Genomic DNA, 18006 nt, shown 5'->3' with positions numbered 1-18006 from the left:
CAGAATAGCCGTCGTTGTGGCACCGGTCGGCACAAGAAATGCCCGCCGCGAAGGGGCATAAGCGGCGGGCTTTTTTCCAAGGTTGTGGCGTAGGAGGGGACCTTGGAGCGGCTAAAACTCCCGACTGCCGCGGCGGTTCCGTCCGCCTAAGGGCGTACTACTACTCCTTTTGATCTACCGCGCGGATTAGCGGTGCCGACTGGAGCTGCCGGCCATCGGATTGGACCCGGGATCATGGGTGTGCGGCTGCCGCGTCCATACCGATCTCCTTGCTGCCGCACTTGGAGCATTTGAGCTTCGGCACCAAGTCGTTGTGCATGACCTAATGATCCGGCCCAAGCCGATCGTGCAGCTTCAACAGGTCGATCGCCGGTTGTCGTGGCAGCGCGAATAGTGGCAGTACGCGTGCAGCTTATGCCGGCCGTTCGATTAGTTCCTGAACGGTTGTGAAGCCGCTCACCCCATGCGCCATCTGCTGGACTGGCTGCGGGCTTGCCGTGCTCTCTTCCGATGATCTTCTCGACGGCGCGGAATACCGCGTTGGCTGAGGCATCGAGCGTATGGCTGAATTGGATTGGTCCTTCAGCGGGCTCAATGAGGGTTATCGAGCATGTGCCGGCACTCCAGCAGGACGGCGCGCCTTCCGGAGCAAGGGCCGCACAGGCGTGCATTTCTTCACTGCGGCCAGATGGTTTCCAATGTCAGGACAACCTTCAACACTAGGCCGCCGTCTTCATCGCGGACATTGATCGCAAGATGCCGCCGATCACCACCAGTGACGAAGGCACTCGGGACCATGGAGGCTAGCGCCTCCAGGGCTTCCTCTCGTGCTGAAGTCACTCCCGCGAGTTCCGTACCTTCATTGTCGGGAATGACATGTCCGTTGGTCTCGAGATCACAATAAAAGCGCCGCATCCGCCCGAAACGAGGGCTCGTCCAGATTGTTCCCCCTCACGGTCCATCGCGAGGCGGGTGTGTCATTATCGCCAAGTGTTCCACCCAAACACAAAGGGCCCGCCGCCCCTTTCGAAAGCAGCGGGCCAGTCGCGCAGTACCGGGAGACGGCGCCTTGGCCGAGCGCACCCCACTTGTCGGGTATCCGCCGGTCGCGCTGGGCTGGCCAGCCGCTCAAAGCTCGCGAAGCGGAGCGCTTTTTCAGTCGGCACATGACCTCACTGCTGAGCGCCCGGGCCTATCCTTGGGGTCGTCGCGACCGCATCTCGTTTGCAAGCAAATGTTTCAGCTTTGAAACGAAAAGGCTTTTTCGCTGAAATCGTCCTGAAACATCGGTGGCGCATTGATCCGCCGCCACCGTGCGGAAGGTTCCATGTCGGTGAGTATTCGAGCGAGATTTGCCATGGCAATATTCGAAGAAATCGGACGCTTCGGCGCGGCGCTCGGGAAAGCGCCCCGCAACAGCCAAGCGATCCGCGAGATGAATTCGCTGACGCCGGAACTGCAGAAGATGAAGCTGGCCGACGACATGCCTTTTGGCCAGGCGGTTGCGGTATATGGACATCGAGCCGGTGATGTCTTTAATATCGGCAGCGCGCGCGAGGCCTTGGATTGGATGCTCTACGAATGGCCGGACGGCAGGATTCACAGCCTCAAGGCTCGGGCGGCTCGGCAGGCCTGCGTCGTGGCTTTGGACGGCGGCGATGCCGAGACTGCTCGCCTGGCGTTCCGCTTGGCCGTTGAGGAAGCGGGTAACTTCGTCGGCGACGTCGATCGCGTCTACAAGGCGGGCTCAATAGCCGCCAAACCCTTAGCCCTTTCAGAGTAGCCCTAGACGCAAGAAACCCGCCGCGAGCTTGGGGGAAGCAACGGCGGGTTTCTCAGCTTCAAGGGTGGTTGGAGAGCCCCTTGGAAACTCCACAACTGACCAGGCGAAAGATTTGTTCCTGTTTAAAACCGAAAAGTCCGCTAACGCCTCATCGTTCCCATTCGCTATTGTGGCACTCAAACAAGCACGGATTCGTCATGAAGCTGGAAACTATAGAAAAAGTCCCTTGGGCGGACGACCTCACGGGCTACGACAAAGAGCATTTCACGATCTACATGAGACTCCTGGACGCATCCGCCGACAACGCCAACGAAGAGGAAATGGCTCGTCTGATCCTCGGCATCGATCCGGCATGCGAACCAGCGCGCGCCCGAAATGCGGTTCGAAGCCACCTCAACCGGGCGAACTGGCTTGTCACGACAGGGTACAAGGAACTGTTCGCCGGCTGACAAACCGCTGCAACTTCCTCAGACAAGATGGCCTGAAAACGTAAAAAGCCCGCCCGCTACCCCTTTCAGAGTAGCGCCAGACGCGGGTAGTGCCGGCCGTGCTCGCGTTCCTGAACCTCGGCCGGTGGGCGGAGACTCTCGTCAACGTGCTGCGCTGGCCAGTCCTGCTAGTCGTTATCGCCACAGCGATTTCGCTAATCTACCGCTTTGGTCCAAGCCGTGAGCGCCCACAATGGCGGTGGCTCACTTGGGGCTCCGGAATTGCAACGGTGGTTTGGGTAGCCTCGTCGATGGCGTTCTCCTTCTACCTGGAGAACTTCGCCAACTACAACGCGACCTACGGTACCCTTGGCGCACTAATCGGCTTCATGGTCTGGGTCTGGATTTCCGTCATGATCCTGCTCTTTGGAGCCGAACTCAACGCCGAGCTGGAACACCAGACCGCAAAGGACACCACGACCGGAGAGCCGCAGCCGCTCGGATCGCGTGGTGCGAGGATGGCCGACACGATCGGCAGGTCATCGACCGAGAAGCCGTGACTCATGTCAGCGATGAACTCCCAGAGGCGAGCACGTTGCCGGCTGGATCGGGTGTGACAAAGCTCTTGTCCTCAGCCATACGCCGCGTCGCGAGGTAGGAGGTTAACGCCGGGCTCAAGGTGATCCCGCCATGCCCGCAAAAGAGGAGCAGTTGCGCGCTCGGACTGGCAGAACAGCTCAGAGTTGCTGGTCTAGCAATGCCCAGCTGTTCCGCCGGCGGGCTTCTCTGGCCCGAAAATGTGAACGAACCGGCGTTGCACCATGCCCGTCGGTACCCCGGAGTGGCCAGCTCGTTAATCCGGGCTGGGAGAACCTGTTCGTTGTCCTCCGGCCGAAGACGCGGCACCCGGTTCTTGTTCGATAAACGACCACCTCGCTCATCATTGGAATGGCACTTCTGCTGCGACTTTCCAAGCGGCGAGATGCTCTGCATCATGCTCAAATAGAGCATATCCCAGTACCCATGGAAGCCGCCAGCCGTCCCCAACGACCTAAAGCAGCCAACAGCGCCAGCAGAAGCGTTAGAGCGCCCGCGGTGGCTGAGATTGTAATGAGAAGTAGCCTACGGCGACTCGGTGGAGAAGCGACGTGAGAATCGAGCCGCTTCAACACCTTCCATGCCGACAATAGGGCGGACCAGAAGACAACCATTGCCAGTCCGACGAAGACACTGGCGCCGAGCTTAGCGAACCATGTGGGATCGGTCGAACGGAATAGCGCTTGGAAGCCGAGCGCAACGGCGAGCGAGGCAAGTCCCGTCCTCATCCAGCTGGCAAAGGTTCGTTCGTTTGCAAGCATGGTGCGATCTTCGGCCCAGGCGGTGCGATCCTGTGCCATCTCCGTTCGATCGTTGCTGGATGCCATCGTCATGTCAGTCGCTGGCCTTCTTCAGCCCGACGCTGATGGAGCCATCGGTTTCCAGTATGGCGTAGTCGACAGACGCTACGTCAGCGGCGCCGGAAGCGCGAATGGCGCTCAGCGCTTCGTCTTCCGTTACGCGCTCTTGCCTCATTGTGGCAGTGCAAAAACTGCCGTCTCTTGCGAGAAGCGCAGGTTCGGAGCGCACGAGCTTTGCAAACCTGCCGGAGCGCACCGATAGGAACGCGACGAAGAGCTGCAAGAGGATCAGGAGGGCGAAAGCGATCGCTCCCTCGGCGAGCGCGACAGATTCCTGAAGAAGCGTCGCCGACAAGGTCGATCCTAAGGCAATGGTTACAACGAGGTCGAAGGCATTTAGCTTCGCCAACGTCCTTTTCCCCGAGAGGCGGAGGAAGAGCACAAGGGCTGCATAGGCCATGCAGCCCACAATGATGGTGCGGACGATGCCTTCCCAGTCCTGGAAGAACATGGCGCTCCAATCCATGTCGGATGCTCTCTTCCTTGAGCCCACGCTTATCTGTTGGTCGACAACGTCTGAGGACAGTATGCAGTTTCACTGACGAAACACTTCGCCGCTCACGGTCGCGGTCGGTCAGAAGGCAACAGGAGTGGCTGGTGATCGTACCTCGGCCTGCACGTCGACTGCATCGCTGCTACAGAATTTTGGCTGGCTGACTGCATAAGCGTGCGCGAGGCGCGGCTCACCGATACCTGTCGTACCAATGCCGCGACCGCTGTTCCGATTGGCCAATAGCCAAGCCGAGAAGCAAACCAACGAGCCCGCCCAGGAGGAAAACGGAACTGACGACACCAGGGTTCTCTTTGATAGGCGTGACAACAGCGTGGGCACCGCGGGAAGCGGCTGCGACCAAATCGTCTTTGCGCTCGGCCAACACCGCCCGCAAGTTAGCTATTTCGCGCCTAAGCCCATCGTCGCCATTGGTATCTGGATTATTGGCCATCGCTGCTGCACTCCAATGTTGGATTACACCACGCCCAACGAAAGGCGGCCGCAAGGGTTCCGACCGGTCTAGCAGGCTTCCTTCTGATTGGGTTGGCGAAGTCAAGGTTTGCCTGTTTCCCGACGACGTAGAATGCCGCGTGCTCATTCTTGCTGAGGCCTGCCGGCGCTAGCCCCCGCCGGCGAGCGCAGCGGCCACGTCTGGTGGGATTGTTGCCGGCAAGTTGATATGGATGCCGAGCAACCCCTTCGGCGCCTGACGTCCCATCGCGCTGGAGATAGGCGCGCCCCAGTCGCCTCCCTGGGCCACATAGTGGGTGTAGCCGAGGCGGGTCATGAGTTCGGCCAGGCGCGAGCGATGCGGTCGGGATTCCAACCCGTGCCCTTTGGCTTGCTTGAAAAGCACCGTAGCCCGGCATCGTCGGCAGAACCAAGTCGAAAGCATCCTCAGGGTTCCCCCCATGCGCTGTCGGATCCGTGAGCGGTTCGACGGTGTTGAGCAGCTCGAACAGGGAAAGCTGAGGCCCGATGAGGCAGACCTTTTGCCCGAGCAGATCATGGCCGCCCTTGGTGAAAGCAGCCATGGCTACCTCATCGATGTGGCGGAAGCGCTTGCCGTTTATCTGCCGAAGCCATCGCTGGAGCGATGGGATCAGTTGCTACTTGCGCTGCAGAATGGATCCGGGAACCCGCAGAAGGCCAAGAAGCGTCGATCGTATGATTGCGATGCCTCGCAATTGTGTGACGTTCGGCAGGTCATCGCCAGAGCCCGCAACGATCTGGACGGTCTGATCGCGCTTGAGGAGAGAAATGCGCATGGCCGAAAAACGGGATTCTGGTCATTGGCGAAGAACGTCTGATTGAATGCGAACGTCTCCACCTTTACTATTGCAGCGGGTCGCGACATGGCAGGAGGCGATTATTTGCGGCTGCGCAACAGTAACTTCGTCGGCTGCTATGTTGCCTGCGAGCAGCCAATGTCGAGCGTTCGCCTTCGTGCGCAAGCAGAAGACCTGCTGGCTCAAGAATTTCGTTGGACCGCTGTCAGCCAAGGCAGGCGTTGACCTCGCAATCCGCTGAGATCGCCGATGGCGCTTGGTACCCGGCGCAGACTACCGCAAAGGTGGTTCTTTGCCGCCCACCACGTCCACTTGGTCGAGCAGGATGCGGGCACGCCCCGCCGGCGAAGGTCCGCTTATCGCTCTTGGAAGGCCAGGCGCAGCCCGAGCGCACAGTAAATGCCACCGACAATCTTGCTCTGCCATTTCAGCACAATCGGGTGGCGCCGCAGGAAGTTACCAAGACCGCCCGCCACAACTGAATAGACGATTGTGCTGAAGAAACCGATCAACGCGAACACAACTCCGAGAACCGTGAGCTGTGCGACGACATAGCCATTATCGGGTACGACAAACTGCGGCAGAAATGCCAAGAAGAAGAGTGCAGTCTTTGGATTTAGGACTTCGGCGAGGATCGCTTGTCGAAACGCCTGCGGTGCCGTGATCGGGACCCGGCCCTGCCCAAGATCGACCGGTGCTTTCTCGAGAATCGCTTTGAACCCAAGGTAAACCAGATAGGCAGCGCCGAGGTATTTCACTGTGCTAAACAAGGTCGCGGAGGTCGCTACAATCGCCGAGATGCCGACGACAGCCATGATAGTGTGAATGATGTCTCCGGCCGTGATGCCCGCACCGGTGGCAATGCCAACCTTCGTACCAGAGGTAGTTGCGCGTGCAACAGTAAGCAGCGTCGCGGGACCGGGGATGAAGACAAACCCCAAGACGATCAGCGAGTAGGTAATCAATGCAGCTTGGTCGATCACTCTGGAATCCCTCCAACTTCGGCAACTTCGGTAACTTCGGTAACTTCAGCAATCCACATTCAGTTTTTAAAGACAAGCCTGAAGACCGGGCGTTCGGTGCATGCAGACGAATGCCCGAGCCTAGTCGCGGCCGCGAGTTGAACCGAAAAAACGGCCTTGCGCTTTTGGTTCGACAGCGTTGCGAATGAGCGCTGCAGCGATGAAGCTGTACAAACTTGCACACAGGGAGCCCCGACCCTCATGTCCGATCTTCAAGTATTACTTGCACGCTTGCCCGCCATGAAACGGCGCTTCGAGACGGCATGTGACTCGTACGAGGATCTGACTGCACGCGCCGCCTCCAGGGTGGCGTGGACGCAATGGTCGGCCAAGCCGCTTCACTCGCGATAACAATCACTAGTCGAACAACAATCTCGCCGTGCATTTTGAGCTTTGGATGCGCATTGATAACCGAGCTAACGCTTTTGAGCATCCCTAAATCTCGCGTTGGACCAGTGTCACGTCGGCAGTGTGGTTGTAGCGGGACATTGAGGTACCGAAGTTCCGCAAATGTGACGACGACTTACAGCTTAGTCGTCGGCGATGTCGGCTTCCGAGCAACCGCAAAACTGACCTCTACGGCCGACATTAGGCGCGTAGCCGACCGGCAGTTCTGGAAGCCGGGAGCAGTTTCAGCAAGTAAGTGAATCAAGTCGAAGAACTAGCCGCAAATTCGCGTCGGGTGGCGCAATGGCAACAGAACCGGGGCAATCCCGGAGGAACTGGCGCGCCACTAACGGGGCGTTGCCTAGTTGGCGGGCATCACCCGCCAGGAAGATCCGGAGGGTCAGGTGTCGGATCCGGGTCGGGTTCAAACGACGGGCCTGGACCAAGCGGCACCGGATTATCGGGCGCCTCATCGTGCGCCTCAGGCTCATGGTCCTGTTCTTTTTTTGGCCCAGGCTTTTTGCGATCAGACATCAAAAAATCTCCCTTCGGCAGGAACTCATTGTCGAGCATGGTTGTTCCGAAAAAGCGGCGTAGGTCATAAGAACGCCGGCCGCCGATTTCGGAGCACGGATGCAAGAGACCGTCGTAAAAGTGATCTGCGCCATCGGCCAGTCGGGACAGATGGGCCTCAAAGGGCATTTGCCTTGGGAGGGTGATCGATCACCGGAGTACAAGGCTGACGTCGCCCGGTTCTTCGAAATCACAAGAGGCCACGTGCTGGCCGCAGGGCCCAAAACTATCTCCAGCGTTCCAGCGTTCGCGCGATCGGATCGCGACCTCTTCGTTTTGCGCTCAAGCATGGGCCCGGAGGAGCTGTTCAAGCGCTTTGCAGGCCGCATCGTCTTTATTGGCGGCGGTCCGTCTGTCTGGGATGTTTATGCGCCGTATGTCAGCCATTGGGATATCACGCGGTTGCCTTACGACGGTCCCGCCGACCGCTGGTTCGACCCTCAATGGCTTACACCCAAGTCCTCGAAGCGCTCTGAAACGGTGGAGCAGGTCCAGCGTTAGCCGGCCATGGCAACGGAGGTGCTGCCGCTGGGAGGCTCGGCAAACCGACTGCTTTCGGGCAAAGGCAAAGTTTGCCCGAACATCTGAAATTGGAGGCGCCAACCCGCCATACCGCCGTAAGCCCGGACCGTGGCTGCGGCGGTACCGCCGGGTCGCAGGGGGCACGCCGCATCTCCCTCACCGCTCGATTGCATCCGACACATGGAGCGCCAAGAGGGAATAGACGCCGTCAAACACATCGACTCCATAGCCCGGGATATTTTCCGATTTTGTCGGCAAGGGTCCGAAGGCCGAACTGGTGATCTGCACCATTTGGGACGAGGCCGGCGAGACAGCGGTCGCCGGATGCTCCGGTTGGAATCCCGACCAAGTGCCCAATTCCCGCGGTCGCGCCGCGGCAATCCTTCTGTTTCGCGCGTCCGAAGAAGAGCGCACACAAGGGCTGTTCGACCGAAGCCGGGATTCTCAAGGAGACACCGGACGACCGTCATCTCACTGGTCCGCATAACGAACATTGGTCAAATGGCGCTCTTTGCGCAAATGGCCGGTGCGTCTTCGGCTGAGAGCCCGCGCCAAGGGACCCATTATTCGGAAGCGGGCCTATTTGCCGATGAAGTCGGGCGTTCGCGCGAGTCGCTGGACGCCCACGGGGCCGCTCTACCCGTCAATGTGCGATCTCTTCAGTAGTTACCTCGAATCGGGCCAGCCTCGATGCACCAAAGCTCGTGGAAAGCGCGACATCGGTCGCGTCGCGGCCCGTCGCCATCAATATCCTTCCAATGCGAGGTTTGTTGTGGCGGGCATCGAAGGTGAACCAATGTCCGCCGAGATAGACTTCGAACCAGGCGCTGAAATCCATCGGGTCCGGCACCGGCGGCACCCCGATGTCTCCGAGGTAGCCCGTGCAGTAGCGGGCTGGAATGTTCATGCAACGGCACAGTGTGATTGCGAGGTGCGCGAAATCGCGGCACACACCGGTCTTGTCGGTATATCCGCCGTGCGCCGTCCTTAAAGGATCGGCATTCTGGTAGTTGAACGCGATGTGATTGTGGACGAAATCACAGATTGCCTGCACGCGAAGCCATCCCGGTGGCGTGTTGGCAAAGTTTGCCCAAGCGAAATCGCCGAGACGATCGGTGTCGCAATAGCGGCTGCCGAGCAGGAACACGAGCACCTCATCCGGCAGGTCCTTGATGTCGTGTTGGACCGCATCTAAGGCGACAACATCGGGCTTGCCGCTGTCATAGATTTCGAAGGCGGTCGAAATCGTGGTCAAGCCCGCTGGCGCCTCGATGCGTGTGCAGGCGTTTTCGAATCCATCAATATAGCGGCGCGGTTCAATCGGGCGATCGAAGCTTATGATCTGTTCCGTTAGCAAATCGATGCGTCGCGATGGATGAATTTCGAGGACAAGCAACATCGGCGTCGCTGCCGGGCATTCGAAGGTCAGATGGTAGCCAGCTCGGATCCGCATCGACACTCCAGGTGGTGCTCGAATTGACAAAGCATTAGCAAACTCCGGCATGCGTGAAACGTTCCGATGTCGGATCATGCCGACGAAGTCACCCCGTCGGCGGCTTCAGTTGTCACGTTGACTTGAACCGTCATTCCAAGAGCGTCGGAAGCGCGGCCGGAATAGCTGCCGTGGAGCGGGATTGCCTGATGTGGCTCACGAGCCACGGCCACCCTGATTAGGTCCCGGTTGCCGACGATCCCGTTTGTGGGATCGAACTCGACCCAGCCAGCGCCAGGAAGATAGATTTGGCACCATGCATGCGTGGACCCGCCGCCCAGCGTTGTGGTGCTGTCGCGGCTCGGAACATAAATGTAGCCGGTCACGAACCGCGCCGCCAACCCGAGTGATCGAACCGTTTCCATCATGAACAGCGCAAAGTCTCGACATGTCCCCCGCCGCTGATGAAGCGTGATCAGGGGCGGCTGGGTTCCGGCCTCGATCCGACGCGAATACACAAAGCTCTCGTGAATCGCGTAGCAAAGCGTCATCAGCAGCTTGCCGGTCTGTGTGCGACCGCCCGCGCTGACAAACTGCCGTGCCCACTTTCCAACTTCGTCGTGCTCATCGGGGTAGTGGCGTTCAATTGTGCGGGCCAGGTCAGCCAACTCGTCCGGGTCGTAAGCGAACGGATATTCGAGAGCCGCAGGATCCATGCGAAAGTCAGGTGTATCCGAAGTATGGTCGAGACGAATACGTGCGTCGAAAATCAGTTCTTTCGCGGGTTGAGAGAACCTGACGACCGCAACGCAATTGCCGAAGACGTCGTGGATCCAGCGCACCTCGCTCGGCTCCGGATCGATCAGCAAGGCGGAATCGAGCAACCGCTGATCATAGCTGTCCCGGGGCCTGAACATCAGCCGATGCTCGCCGAACTTCACCCGTCTGGCGTAGCGGTAGACAGTCGTATGCTTGACAGAGAAAATCGGCATCAAGAACACCTATGAACCACCACTCGCACCGGGCCAACAATGATCGCCTATTCAGACCACATCGCGGCGGAGCATCTTCAGGTGCACACGTTCGATCCACAGGCCATGTCGCTGAAGCTTCGCAACAGGTTCGCTGTTCATCGGCCCGGCTAATGGCAATGGACCCCCCTATACTAGCGGCTTGCGGGTCGGCTCATATTTGAAGGTCCGCGCGCGTCAGAGGCTTGGTCGTGGCGGGTCGAAGTCCACCGGCCTGCTATCCGCCAGAACGCGAGTGAGGGCCTCGAGGACCATCGCTGCTGCGCCGCGCTGCGCCTGCAATTGTCCTGCGAGCGCAGGGTCGTAGCGCACCTTGATTGGCACAGACACTCGCCCTAGCACTGGCGACACTAGTCCTCAGCGTCCATTTCGTGCAGTTTCGCCACGCGACGGCGGAAGTCCTCATCGGTCGAGAATTCGGCTTCCAAATATGCAGTGATGAGATCCTTTGCGAGCCAAGGCCCGACTATCTGCGCGCCGATACACATAATGTTGACGTCGTCGTGCTCCACAGACTGATGGGCGGAATGGACATCGTGGCAAACCGCGGCCCGGATGCCTTTCATCTTGTTGGCCGCGATCGATGCTCCGACGCCCGTGCCACATACCATCAATCCGCGGTCAGCCCTTTGCTCGGTTATTGTCGCCGCCACCTTGCGGGCGACATCGGGGAAGTCCACGGGGTTCGGATCATAGGAGCCTACATCGATCACTTCATGCCCGAGAGACCGGACGTGATCGACTACCGTAGATTTCAGGCCAAAACCGGCGTGATCGGATCCGACGACTAGTCGCATTGCAGAACTCCTTGATTGAACGGTCAGGCTTTAGCGGATCATCCGCGGAAGCCATAGCGTGAGATCTTCCACGAAGGTGAGGATGGCCAGTGTTCCCAATAGCGGCACGTAAAAAGGAAGCAGCGCCTTGACCAGCGAGCGCAGCGACACTTGCGCGATGCTCGAGACGAGGAACAGCGAGAGACCCATGGGCGGTGTGAGCAGGCCTATCATGAGATTGAAGATGGTGACGATTCCCAGATGCACCGGATCAACACCGGCAGCAACGAGGGGCGGCGCGATGATCGGAACGAGCAGCAGCGTTGCGGTGGTGCTGTCCAGGAACATGCCGGCGATAAAATAGATCAGGTTGGCGATTATCAGAAGCATCAAGGGGTCGCTGGACCAGCTTAAAACGGTGGCGGCGAATGCCTGTGGCACCTGCTCGACTGCGAGGATCCAGCCGAACAGAGCAGCCGCCGCCACGATGATCAGGATAGCGCTTGAGCTGCGCACCGTAAGTACGGCGGAGTTCCACAGATGCATGAGCGTCAGTTCGCGATAGATCACGGCGCTGATCACCACGACATATCCTGCCGTAACCGCTGCCGCTTCCGTCGGCGTGAAGGCGCCGGCCATCATGCCGCCTACCATCAACACCGGTGCGATTATCGCCGGCAGCGCCGGCGCGATGTCCCGGATGATCTCGCCCGGCGTCGGCCAGCGCTCGGCGCGTGGATGCTTGTGGAAGATGGCCACCACCAGCACGGTCAGCATCAGCAAAGCTGTGCACATCAGCGCAGGCATGATGCCCGCGATCAGCAGCTGCACGATCGAGACGCTGGTCACCGAGCCGTAGACGATGAGTGGAATGCTGGGCGGAAAGATCGGCCCGATCGTCGCAGAAGAGGCGGTTACGGCGCCCGCGAAGGATGGGGGAAAGCCGCGCTTCTTCATCGCGTCGATCTCGATGCGCCCAAGGCCGCCTATATCGGCCAGAGCCGCGCCGGACATGCCTGAGAAGACCAGGCTACCGAAGACATTCACCTGCGCCAGTCCACCCGGCATGCGGCCGACCAGCGTATAGGCGAAGCGGAAGATGCGGTCGGTGATGCCGCTTAGGTTCATCAAATTGCCGACGAAGATGAACAGCGGCACGGCAACAAGCGGAAAACTGTCCAGCGCATAGGTGATGCGCTGCGTCAGCAGGCCATAGGGCAAGCCCTCAATGAGAACATAGGCGATCGACGGAAGCAGGATCGCATAGACCACCGGGAAGCCGAGCAGGAAAAGAGCCATGAAGGCGGCTACGACGAGAAAACCCATGAGCCGACCTTAAACGGAGATGTTGGTGTCTGCCTGCGGCGGCTTGCGCAGGTGCACCAGGTGGACAACCGCCGCTCCGGCAAAGCCGAATAGCGTCGCGGAAAGGAAGATCCAGAACGGGATACCCAGCGTCGGCGTGGTGTTGTTCAGGTTCTTGAAAATATTCGCCCAGGTGACATAGGCGAGGAACAGCGTCACGCCTACTGCGGAAATCGAAATGGCCAAGTTGATGACGTTTCGCAGCCTCGTCGGAAGCGAGCTCTTAATCTCGCCCATTACGATATTCTCGCCTGTCTCGACCACCAGCGGGTAGCCGACGAAGATCAGGCAGATCAGCAGGAAGCGAGTCAGTTCCTCGGCGCCGACGAAAGGCAGGCCGAAGACGCCGCGCATGACCACCTGTGCTATCGGCACCAGCACAATGCCAGCCAGTAGCAACACAGTTGCGGCTGACAGAACCCTAACTGGAATGCGCATGGACCGTTCTGCCTCCCTAAGTTGCGGACAGATGCGGGCCCGGCTGACGGGCCCTCATCAATCTACTTGATTGCCTCGATCTGCTCGATCAGCGGCGCAAAGGCAGGAAAGTCGGTAGAAATCTGCGCGCTCACGCCCTTGCGGAATGCCGCCAGGTCAAGGCCGTCGGCCTCGGTGATAAATGTCATGCCGCGGCCTTTAAGATCGGCGATCAGCTGATCCTCAGATTCCGTCGCCCATTGCAGCGATTCCTTGGCCTTGTCGTCGAGCACCTTGGCGATAGCGGAGCGGTCTTCTTCAGAAAGGCTTTGCCAGACCTCCTCGTTGATGAAGACGGCCAGGACCGCATGCATGTGGCCGGTGAGGGACAGGTGTGACTGCACCTCATTCAAATTGTTAGCAGCGATCATTGTAAGCGGGTTTTCCTGTCCCACCACGACGCCCGTCATCAGGGCCGTCGGCAATTCAGAGACCTCGACAGGCGTAGGAATTGCCCCGAAGCCCTTGACCATCGATACCCAAAGCTCCAGCGGCACGGCGCGGAAGGGCTTACCGTTCAGGTCGGCGGGCGTTTTGACAGGGAAGTTGCTGGAGATGTGGCGTGCGCCGCGATAGATACGGCCGATGACACGGACACCGCCCTCCGCGACGAGTTTTTCGTTGATCTCTTTCAAGGCTGCCGAGCTGTTCGGATCGGTGGCGGCAAGGGCATGGGCGCCGTCGCGATAGACGAACGGCGCGTTGAAAACGGCCACTTCAGGAACGATGCGGGCCAGTGAGGCGAAGTCATGGTGGCCTAGAGAAATCGAGCCCATGCGCACGCCGTCGACCAACTCGGCGACGCCGCCGAGTTGGCTCGCCGGGAATACCTGGACGCTGACGCGACCATCGGTTGCCGCCTTGATCGCGTCTGCCGCTTCGGTGGCATATCGCGTCTGGATATCGCCTTCGGATCCGACATGCGCGTAGCGCAATTCCTGCGATGTCGCGGCCGATAGCGAGAAGGCAAGCGCCGCCACGCCGGCCAAGGTGGATACAAGTAGATGTCTCATTGGTTCGTTTCTCCCGTTTGTTGATTGCTTGTGGTTTCGGCCTTTAGCTGCCGGTATTCGGCAATAAGGCTCTTGCGGCGATATTCATCGCCGATGGTGAAATGTTCACGCAGGCGCTTTTCCGCCTCATCGGGCTTGCGGTCGACAATGGACAGGAACACCTCGCGATGTGCGTCGACGAGATAGTTGCGGATGCCCGGCGCGGTGATGCGTCGACGCTGGACGTGCGATTGCATGAGCAAGGGGCTGATGGCGCGGTAAAGGGTCAGGAGCGCCGCGCTGCGGCTGGCTTTGACAATGCCGAGGTGGAATTCATAATCCGCCTTGCCGCCAAGAACCGGGTCGTCGAGCGTCTCCATCAAGGATGTAAAGCTGGCTGCTATGCGATTGAGGTCAGCCTCGCTCGCTTGTTCGCAGGCCAGCCGGATAGCCTGGCACTCGATCGCAATGCGGGCCTGGATCACGTCGTCCAGCACATCAGGCTGCTGGGCCATGCAGAAGGTCAGGAAATCGCCGAGGGTCGCAATATCCGGATTGCGAACATAGGCGCCGCTGCCATGACGTATCTCGAGAAAACCCAGCATTGCGAGCGATCGCAGTGCCTCGCGCAGGATTGGGCGGCTGATGCCCAGTGACAGAGCGAGCTCGCGTTCAGCGGGAAGGCGTTCGCCCGACTTCAGATCGCCCGCCAAAAGCCTCTCCCGCAGGGCCGCAAAGACCCGTTGTGCCCCGTTAGCGGGGTCTCGGGGTTCCTCCTGATCCAAGCCAGCTCTCATATGCTCTCCAGTGGTAAGACCAATTAAGCACGCGAGAAGAACACGAGTCAATCGATAGGAAATCAGAATATGAATTGCCTCCCTTGAGTGGTATGACCACTGAGGGTGATAGGCCACTACAAAGCCGTCGAGATCACAGAGCGCGAACTGACCTGCCGGCGGGCGCTAGAGCGAAGGCAATAGTCGAGGCCGCTTACGGGCTGCACCACATGCCTGCCTCGTCGCCGACCAGATGGAACGTGAGAAGGGTTTCTGTGGGCTATTCCGATCCCATCACAAGACCTTCAATGTCGTGCTTCTGAGTTACGGGCACGAGTTCGTCGACGACGCGGCAGACGAGATGGTCGCGCATCTGCGCCGGGCAGCTCGTCGTGGTACATCTTCGTCACCATCATGTCGTGCAGCGCTGCGTGGCCGGCGCCCGGGGCATCGACCCCTAATACGAGGACCGGCCGTGCGACCGGGGAGGGGTGTGCGGTGCCGCGGTGCACCGCGAGCGCCGATCGGCATGAGATGTCACCCATCTGCGGGTATTTTCGCACTCCCTTCTCGGCGAATTGCGGCCAGATCTCCTGCGGCGGGAACATCTCATGTTTCCATTCCCGCCCGTCCACATATTGCGTTCCGGGAGAAATTTCGAACGGACCCATGTCAGGCGTTAGGTCGACACTGGTCAAATTGAAGGCGAGGGAGGTGATCCGGCGGTCCTGATATGTGTCGGCCGGCGACGGGAAATCGCGGTGCCAAGGCTGGTTCTTCGCTCACTGGAACGGTGTGTCAAAGCCGATCTCGACGATCTGGTAGTCCGGGCCGAGCGTCGCCTCGCACATTGCCACGACCCAAGGATGAGTGGTGAGTTCGACAAACCCGCCGAACTGCTCTGGATGGATCTCGAAATACCTGCGGCGCGGCCCGCGGCCGACTGCTCCGGCTGGCCGCTGGATCGCGTCCCAGAACGCGGTCATCATGTCCTCTCGCATGGCCTCGGCCCAGTTGAGCGAAAAGGCGCCCTTGAGCCCGACAATGCCGTCGCGCAGCAGGGTTTCGAAATCGTCAGCGACGTCGACTTTATCCTGCCCCTGCATGTTCAAATCCTCGATCGCACTGATGTAGCAGGCCGACAAGGCGGCGCCGAGAGGTTGTCGGCGGCGGGTAGCAGTTGCGGCAGCTGCCGGCCATCGGGTTTCGGATCGGAGGTTTCACCAAGCATGCGTCCGCGAGTGGCGGGCCGCCCTTTTTATGTGGCGGTCAGTCTTGCGGAACGAGGCCGATCGTATGCGCCGGCAATTCGGTATCGGAAAAAAGGTCTGGATGAGCCTCCGCAATCTGCGGCAGCGCGACGAGGATCTCGCGCAGGTGGCGCCGCATCGCATCCTCCGCGCCTTCGGGATCGTTCGTGGCGAGCTTATCCACGATCGCTTCGTGCTGGCGGATAAGGAGCGGCAATGGCGACGCGGCGGGCAGGCTGAGGAAGCGAACACGGTCGGTCTGCACCCGCGCGCTCTCCACGATCCGCCATGCGTAGTCGCAGTCGATGATGTCGGCGATGGCACGGTGGAAGGCTTCGTCGTGGTCGTTGAAGACGCGGTAATCGTTTCCGGCGGCGGCGGCGCGCTGACGGTCGATCAGGTCGCGCAGGATGTCGATGTGCATGGGGCCGGCAAGGCGGCTGGCATTGCGGGTGATATCGCACTCAATCGCCTCCCGCACGAAGCGCGCATTCGCGAGCTCGCGAACGGAAATTTTCATTACGTAGGTGCCGCGGCTCGGTCTGATCTCGACGAGGCCCGCCTCGGAAAGCTTGATGAAAGCCTCGCGCACCGGCTGGCGGCTGACGCCGAAACGGGCCGCGACGTCTTTCTCCGATAGCGCCTCGCCGGGCCTGAGCTTTAACTCCGCGATGCCTTGGCGAAGCGCGGCTACAAGTTGCGGCGCGATCGGCTCCCTAACCTTCAGCGGCAGGTCCATCGACAATTCCGTCCTTCTCATCGATTGCGCTTGTATAGATGGTGGGACGCAACTGGTCCTACCAAAGTCTCTTGTCATCGCTGGTTCGGCCTGTATCCTACCGGTATGGTGCCATACCGCAAGGAGGAAGGCGGTAGCCTGCACTCAAATCCCAACAGGAGGAGGAACCAATGAAATTCCCTAAAATTCCCATCACGCGCCGCAGCTTTCTGGCGGTTGGTCCCGCCGCGCTCGCTGCGCCCGCTTTCATCCGCAGCTCGTTCGCGCAGGAGGAGAAGTTCGTCTGCAAAATCGCCCATACCGAGGGTATCGGCACGCCGATCACCAACGCCTTCGACGCATGGGCAAAAGTCCTGAACGAGAAGAGCGGCGGCCGCATCGACGCACAGCACTTTCCGGCAGCGCAGCTCGGCGGTCTCGCCGAGGCGCTAGAGGGCAGCCGCATCGGCACCATCCAGGTGACCACCGCCGGCCCCGACTCTGAGGAGGCCATCGCCCCCGAGATCGCGGCCTTTGGCGGGGCTCCCGGCTTCATCTACAAGAACGAGGAGCATGTCGACAGAGTCCTGCAGGGCGAGCTCGGCCAGAAGTGCTCCGACATCGCCCGCGCCAAGACCGGCGTGGAATTCGTCGCCTACGGCGAAACCGGCTTCCGCCACATCCTCGCCAAACGCCCGGTCGCATCGCTGGCCGACCTCAATGGTCTCAAAATCCGTGTGCCGCAGCTGCGCGTCTGGGTCGACTTTTGGACGCTGCTCGGAGCGGCGCCCACCCCGCTGCCGTACTCGGAGCAGTATTCGGCGCTTTCGAGCGGCATTATCGACGCGATCGATTCGGACGTGTTCTCGATCGTAGGCTTCAAGTTCCACGAGCAGGCCAAGAACCTGACGCTCACCGGTCACTGGTTCCTGCCGAAGGCGGTGCGCGTGAACGCCGCCTGGCTCGACAGCCTGCCGCAGGACCTGCAGGACCTCGTGCGCACCTCGGCCAAGGAAGCCTTCGCCGAGCAGCGCCGGGTGAACCGGGCAATGGCTGCCGACACGCTCGAAAAGCTTAGGGGACTCGGCATCCAGGTGCAGGCGCTTCCGAAGGAAGAGCTCGCCAAGATGGAAGAGCAGACCTCCAAGCTGTTCAACGAATTCGGGTCCAAGAGCCCCGAGACTGCCGAGATGATAATGGCCATTCGGGCTCTTGGCTGAGGCCGTAGCTATGGG

18 protein-coding genes and 4 pseudogenes are annotated in these 18006 nt (G+C 60.0%); 8 read left to right on the top strand and 14 right to left on the bottom strand.

Annotated features, from left to right (window positions below; genetic code table 11):
- Positions 1–1297 precede the first annotated feature (1297 nt).
- The 3 genes and pseudogenes from ABVK50_RS31840 to ABVK50_RS31830 form a co-directional block, all read left to right on the top strand.
- Complete coding sequence (locus ABVK50_RS31840) at positions 1298–1783, top strand: DUF982 domain-containing protein (RefSeq protein ID WP_353646317.1); 486 nt, start codon at positions 1298–1300, stop codon at positions 1781–1783.
- Between the two features lie 197 nt (positions 1784–1980).
- Complete coding sequence (locus ABVK50_RS31835; protein WP_353646316.1) at positions 1981–2232, top strand: DUF2285 domain-containing protein; 252 nt, start codon at positions 1981–1983, stop codon at positions 2230–2232.
- 86 nt (positions 2233–2318) lie between these two features.
- A pseudogene (locus tag ABVK50_RS31830) lies at positions 2319–2771 on the top strand (YihY/virulence factor BrkB family protein); the annotation flags it as partial.
- A 438-nt stretch (positions 2772–3209) separates the two neighbouring features.
- On the opposite strand, the gene ABVK50_RS31825 reads toward ABVK50_RS31830, so the two are convergent.
- The 3 genes and pseudogenes from ABVK50_RS31825 to ABVK50_RS31815 form a co-directional block, all read right to left on the bottom strand.
- Positions 3210–3641, bottom strand: a complete 432-nt coding sequence (locus ABVK50_RS31825; RefSeq protein ID WP_353646315.1) for a DUF202 domain-containing protein — start codon at positions 3639–3641, stop codon at positions 3210–3212.
- 1 nt (position 3642) lies between these two features.
- Positions 3643–4134: a YetF domain-containing protein gene (locus ABVK50_RS31820; RefSeq protein ID WP_353646314.1), complete on the bottom strand. Its 492-nt coding sequence runs from the start codon at positions 4132–4134 to the stop codon at positions 3643–3645.
- A 608-nt stretch (positions 4135–4742) separates the two neighbouring features.
- A pseudogene (locus ABVK50_RS31815) lies at positions 4743–5126 on the bottom strand (alpha/beta fold hydrolase); the annotation flags it as partial.
- Positions 5127–5153: 27 nt separating this feature from the next.
- Between ABVK50_RS31815 and ABVK50_RS31810 the strand changes: the two are divergent.
- Both ABVK50_RS31810 and ABVK50_RS31805 read left to right on the top strand, forming a co-directional pair.
- On the top strand, positions 5154–5471 hold the full coding sequence (locus ABVK50_RS31810; protein ID WP_353647067.1) for a hypothetical protein: 318 nt from the start codon (positions 5154–5156) through the stop codon (positions 5469–5471).
- On the top strand, positions 5472–5675 hold the full coding sequence (locus ABVK50_RS31805; protein WP_353646312.1) for a hypothetical protein: 204 nt from the start codon (positions 5472–5474) through the stop codon (positions 5673–5675).
- A 131-nt stretch (positions 5676–5806) separates the two neighbouring features.
- On the opposite strand, the gene ABVK50_RS31800 is transcribed toward ABVK50_RS31805, so the two are convergent.
- Positions 5807–6433 carry a LysE family translocator gene (locus ABVK50_RS31800; protein ID WP_353646311.1) on the bottom strand — a complete coding sequence of 209 codons (627 nt, stop codon included), beginning with the start codon at positions 6431–6433 and terminating at the stop codon, positions 5807–5809.
- Between the two features lie 801 nt (positions 6434–7234).
- Complete coding sequence (locus ABVK50_RS31795; protein ID WP_353646310.1) at positions 7235–7432, bottom strand: hypothetical protein; 198 nt, start codon at positions 7430–7432, stop codon at positions 7235–7237.
- A gap of 60 nt (positions 7433–7492) precedes the next feature.
- Here ABVK50_RS31795 and ABVK50_RS31790 point away from each other — a divergent pair, with 60 nt between their 5' ends.
- Positions 7493–7933 (top strand): diacylglycerol kinase, encoded by a 441-nt coding sequence (locus ABVK50_RS31790; protein ID WP_353646309.1) that lies wholly within the window; start codon positions 7493–7495, stop codon positions 7931–7933.
- Between the two features lie 664 nt (positions 7934–8597).
- On the opposite strand, the gene ABVK50_RS31785 is transcribed toward ABVK50_RS31790, so the two are convergent.
- Complete coding sequence (locus ABVK50_RS31785) at positions 8598–9407, bottom strand: transglutaminase family protein (protein WP_353646900.1); 810 nt, start codon at positions 9405–9407, stop codon at positions 8598–8600.
- 74 nt (positions 9408–9481) lie between these two features.
- Positions 9482–10378 carry a transglutaminase family protein gene (locus tag ABVK50_RS31780; protein ID WP_353646308.1) on the bottom strand — a complete coding sequence of 299 codons (897 nt, stop codon included), beginning with the start codon at positions 10376–10378 and terminating at the stop codon, positions 9482–9484.
- Between the two features lie 36 nt (positions 10379–10414).
- On the opposite strand from ABVK50_RS31780, the pseudogene ABVK50_RS31775 reads away from it, so the two are divergent.
- Positions 10415–10756, top strand: a pseudogene (locus ABVK50_RS31775) (hypothetical protein); the annotation flags it as partial.
- An 11-nt stretch (positions 10757–10767) separates the two neighbouring features.
- Here the strand turns inward: ABVK50_RS31775 and rpiB are convergent.
- The 7 genes and pseudogenes from rpiB to ABVK50_RS31740 all read right to left on the bottom strand — a co-directional run bounded on the left by rpiB (position 10768) and on the right by ABVK50_RS31740 (position 16792).
- Positions 10768–11214 (bottom strand): ribose 5-phosphate isomerase B, encoded by a 447-nt coding sequence (gene rpiB, locus ABVK50_RS31770; RefSeq protein WP_353646307.1) that lies wholly within the window; start codon positions 11212–11214, stop codon positions 10768–10770.
- A 30-nt stretch (positions 11215–11244) separates the two neighbouring features.
- Positions 11245–12519 carry a TRAP transporter large permease gene (locus ABVK50_RS31765; RefSeq protein ID WP_353646306.1) on the bottom strand — a complete coding sequence of 425 codons (1275 nt, stop codon included), beginning with the start codon at positions 12517–12519 and terminating at the stop codon, positions 11245–11247.
- Positions 12520–12528: 9 nt separating this feature from the next.
- Positions 12529–12996, bottom strand: a complete 468-nt coding sequence (locus tag ABVK50_RS31760; protein ID WP_353646305.1) for a TRAP transporter small permease — start codon at positions 12994–12996, stop codon at positions 12529–12531.
- A 62-nt stretch (positions 12997–13058) separates the two neighbouring features.
- The gene (locus ABVK50_RS31755) at positions 13059–14048 is read right to left on the bottom strand and encodes a TRAP transporter substrate-binding protein (RefSeq protein ID WP_353646304.1); all 990 of its coding nucleotides are present in this window, start codon (positions 14046–14048) and stop codon (positions 13059–13061) included.
- Entirely contained in the window at positions 14045–14824 is a 780-nt protein-coding gene (locus tag ABVK50_RS31750; RefSeq protein WP_353646899.1) for a FadR/GntR family transcriptional regulator, read from the bottom strand. Before ABVK50_RS31750 ends, ABVK50_RS31755 begins: the two co-directional genes overlap by 4 nt.
- A gap of 259 nt (positions 14825–15083) precedes the next feature.
- Positions 15084–15909 (bottom strand): annotated as a pseudogene (locus ABVK50_RS31745) (phytanoyl-CoA dioxygenase family protein).
- A 163-nt stretch (positions 15910–16072) separates the two neighbouring features.
- Positions 16073–16792 carry a GntR family transcriptional regulator gene (locus tag ABVK50_RS31740; RefSeq protein ID WP_353646303.1) on the bottom strand — a complete coding sequence of 240 codons (720 nt, stop codon included), beginning with the start codon at positions 16790–16792 and terminating at the stop codon, positions 16073–16075.
- Positions 16793–16962: 170 nt separating this feature from the next.
- Between ABVK50_RS31740 and ABVK50_RS31735 the strand changes: the two genes are divergently transcribed.
- The gene (locus ABVK50_RS31735) at positions 16963–17991 is read left to right on the top strand and encodes a TRAP transporter substrate-binding protein (RefSeq protein WP_353646302.1); all 1029 of its coding nucleotides are present in this window, start codon (positions 16963–16965) and stop codon (positions 17989–17991) included.
- Positions 17992–18006 lie beyond the last annotated feature (15 nt).

The sequence above is a fragment of the Mesorhizobium sp. WSM2240 genome, from assembly GCF_040438645.1.
Classification (GTDB): Bacteria; Pseudomonadota; Alphaproteobacteria; order Rhizobiales; family Rhizobiaceae; genus Allomesorhizobium.
The sequence above is the reverse complement of the archived record's forward strand: the minus strand, read 5'-3'. Positions and strand labels throughout refer to the sequence as shown.

Bases quoted from the DNA above. Each gene is read 5' to 3' on its own strand.
- ABVK50_RS31835 (WP_353646316.1), top strand. From the start codon at position 1,981: ATGAAGCTGGAAACTATAGAAAAAGTCCCTTGGGCGGACGACCTCACG.
- ABVK50_RS31825 (WP_353646315.1), bottom strand. From the start codon at position 3,641: ATGACGATGGCATCCAGCAACGATCGAACGGAGATGGCACAGGATCGC.
- ABVK50_RS31820 (WP_353646314.1), bottom strand. From the start codon at position 4,134: ATGGATTGGAGCGCCATGTTCTTCCAGGACTGGGAAGGCATCGTCCGC.
- ABVK50_RS31795 (WP_353646310.1), bottom strand. From the start codon at position 7,432: ATGCTCGACAATGAGTTCCTGCCGAAGGGAGATTTTTTGATGTCTGAT.
- ABVK50_RS31790 (WP_353646309.1), top strand. From the start codon at position 7,493: ATGCAAGAGACCGTCGTAAAAGTGATCTGCGCCATCGGCCAGTCGGGA.
- ABVK50_RS31785 (WP_353646900.1), bottom strand. From the start codon at position 9,407: ATGCGGATCCGAGCTGGCTACCATCTGACCTTCGAATGCCCGGCAGCG.
- ABVK50_RS31780 (WP_353646308.1), bottom strand. From the start codon at position 10,378: ATGCCGATTTTCTCTGTCAAGCATACGACTGTCTACCGCTACGCCAGA.
- rpiB (WP_353646307.1), bottom strand. From the start codon at position 11,214: ATGCGACTAGTCGTCGGATCCGATCACGCCGGTTTTGGCCTGAAATCT.
- ABVK50_RS31765 (WP_353646306.1), bottom strand. From the start codon at position 12,519: ATGGGTTTTCTCGTCGTAGCCGCCTTCATGGCTCTTTTCCTGCTCGGC.
- ABVK50_RS31760 (WP_353646305.1), bottom strand. From the start codon at position 12,996: ATGCGCATTCCAGTTAGGGTTCTGTCAGCCGCAACTGTGTTGCTACTG.
- ABVK50_RS31755 (WP_353646304.1), bottom strand. From the start codon at position 14,048: ATGAGACATCTACTTGTATCCACCTTGGCCGGCGTGGCGGCGCTTGCC.
- ABVK50_RS31750 (WP_353646899.1), bottom strand. From the start codon at position 14,824: ATGAGAGCTGGCTTGGATCAGGAGGAACCCCGAGACCCCGCTAACGGG.
- ABVK50_RS31740 (WP_353646303.1), bottom strand. From the start codon at position 16,792: ATGGACCTGCCGCTGAAGGTTAGGGAGCCGATCGCGCCGCAACTTGTA.
- ABVK50_RS31735 (WP_353646302.1), top strand. From the start codon at position 16,963: ATGAAATTCCCTAAAATTCCCATCACGCGCCGCAGCTTTCTGGCGGTT.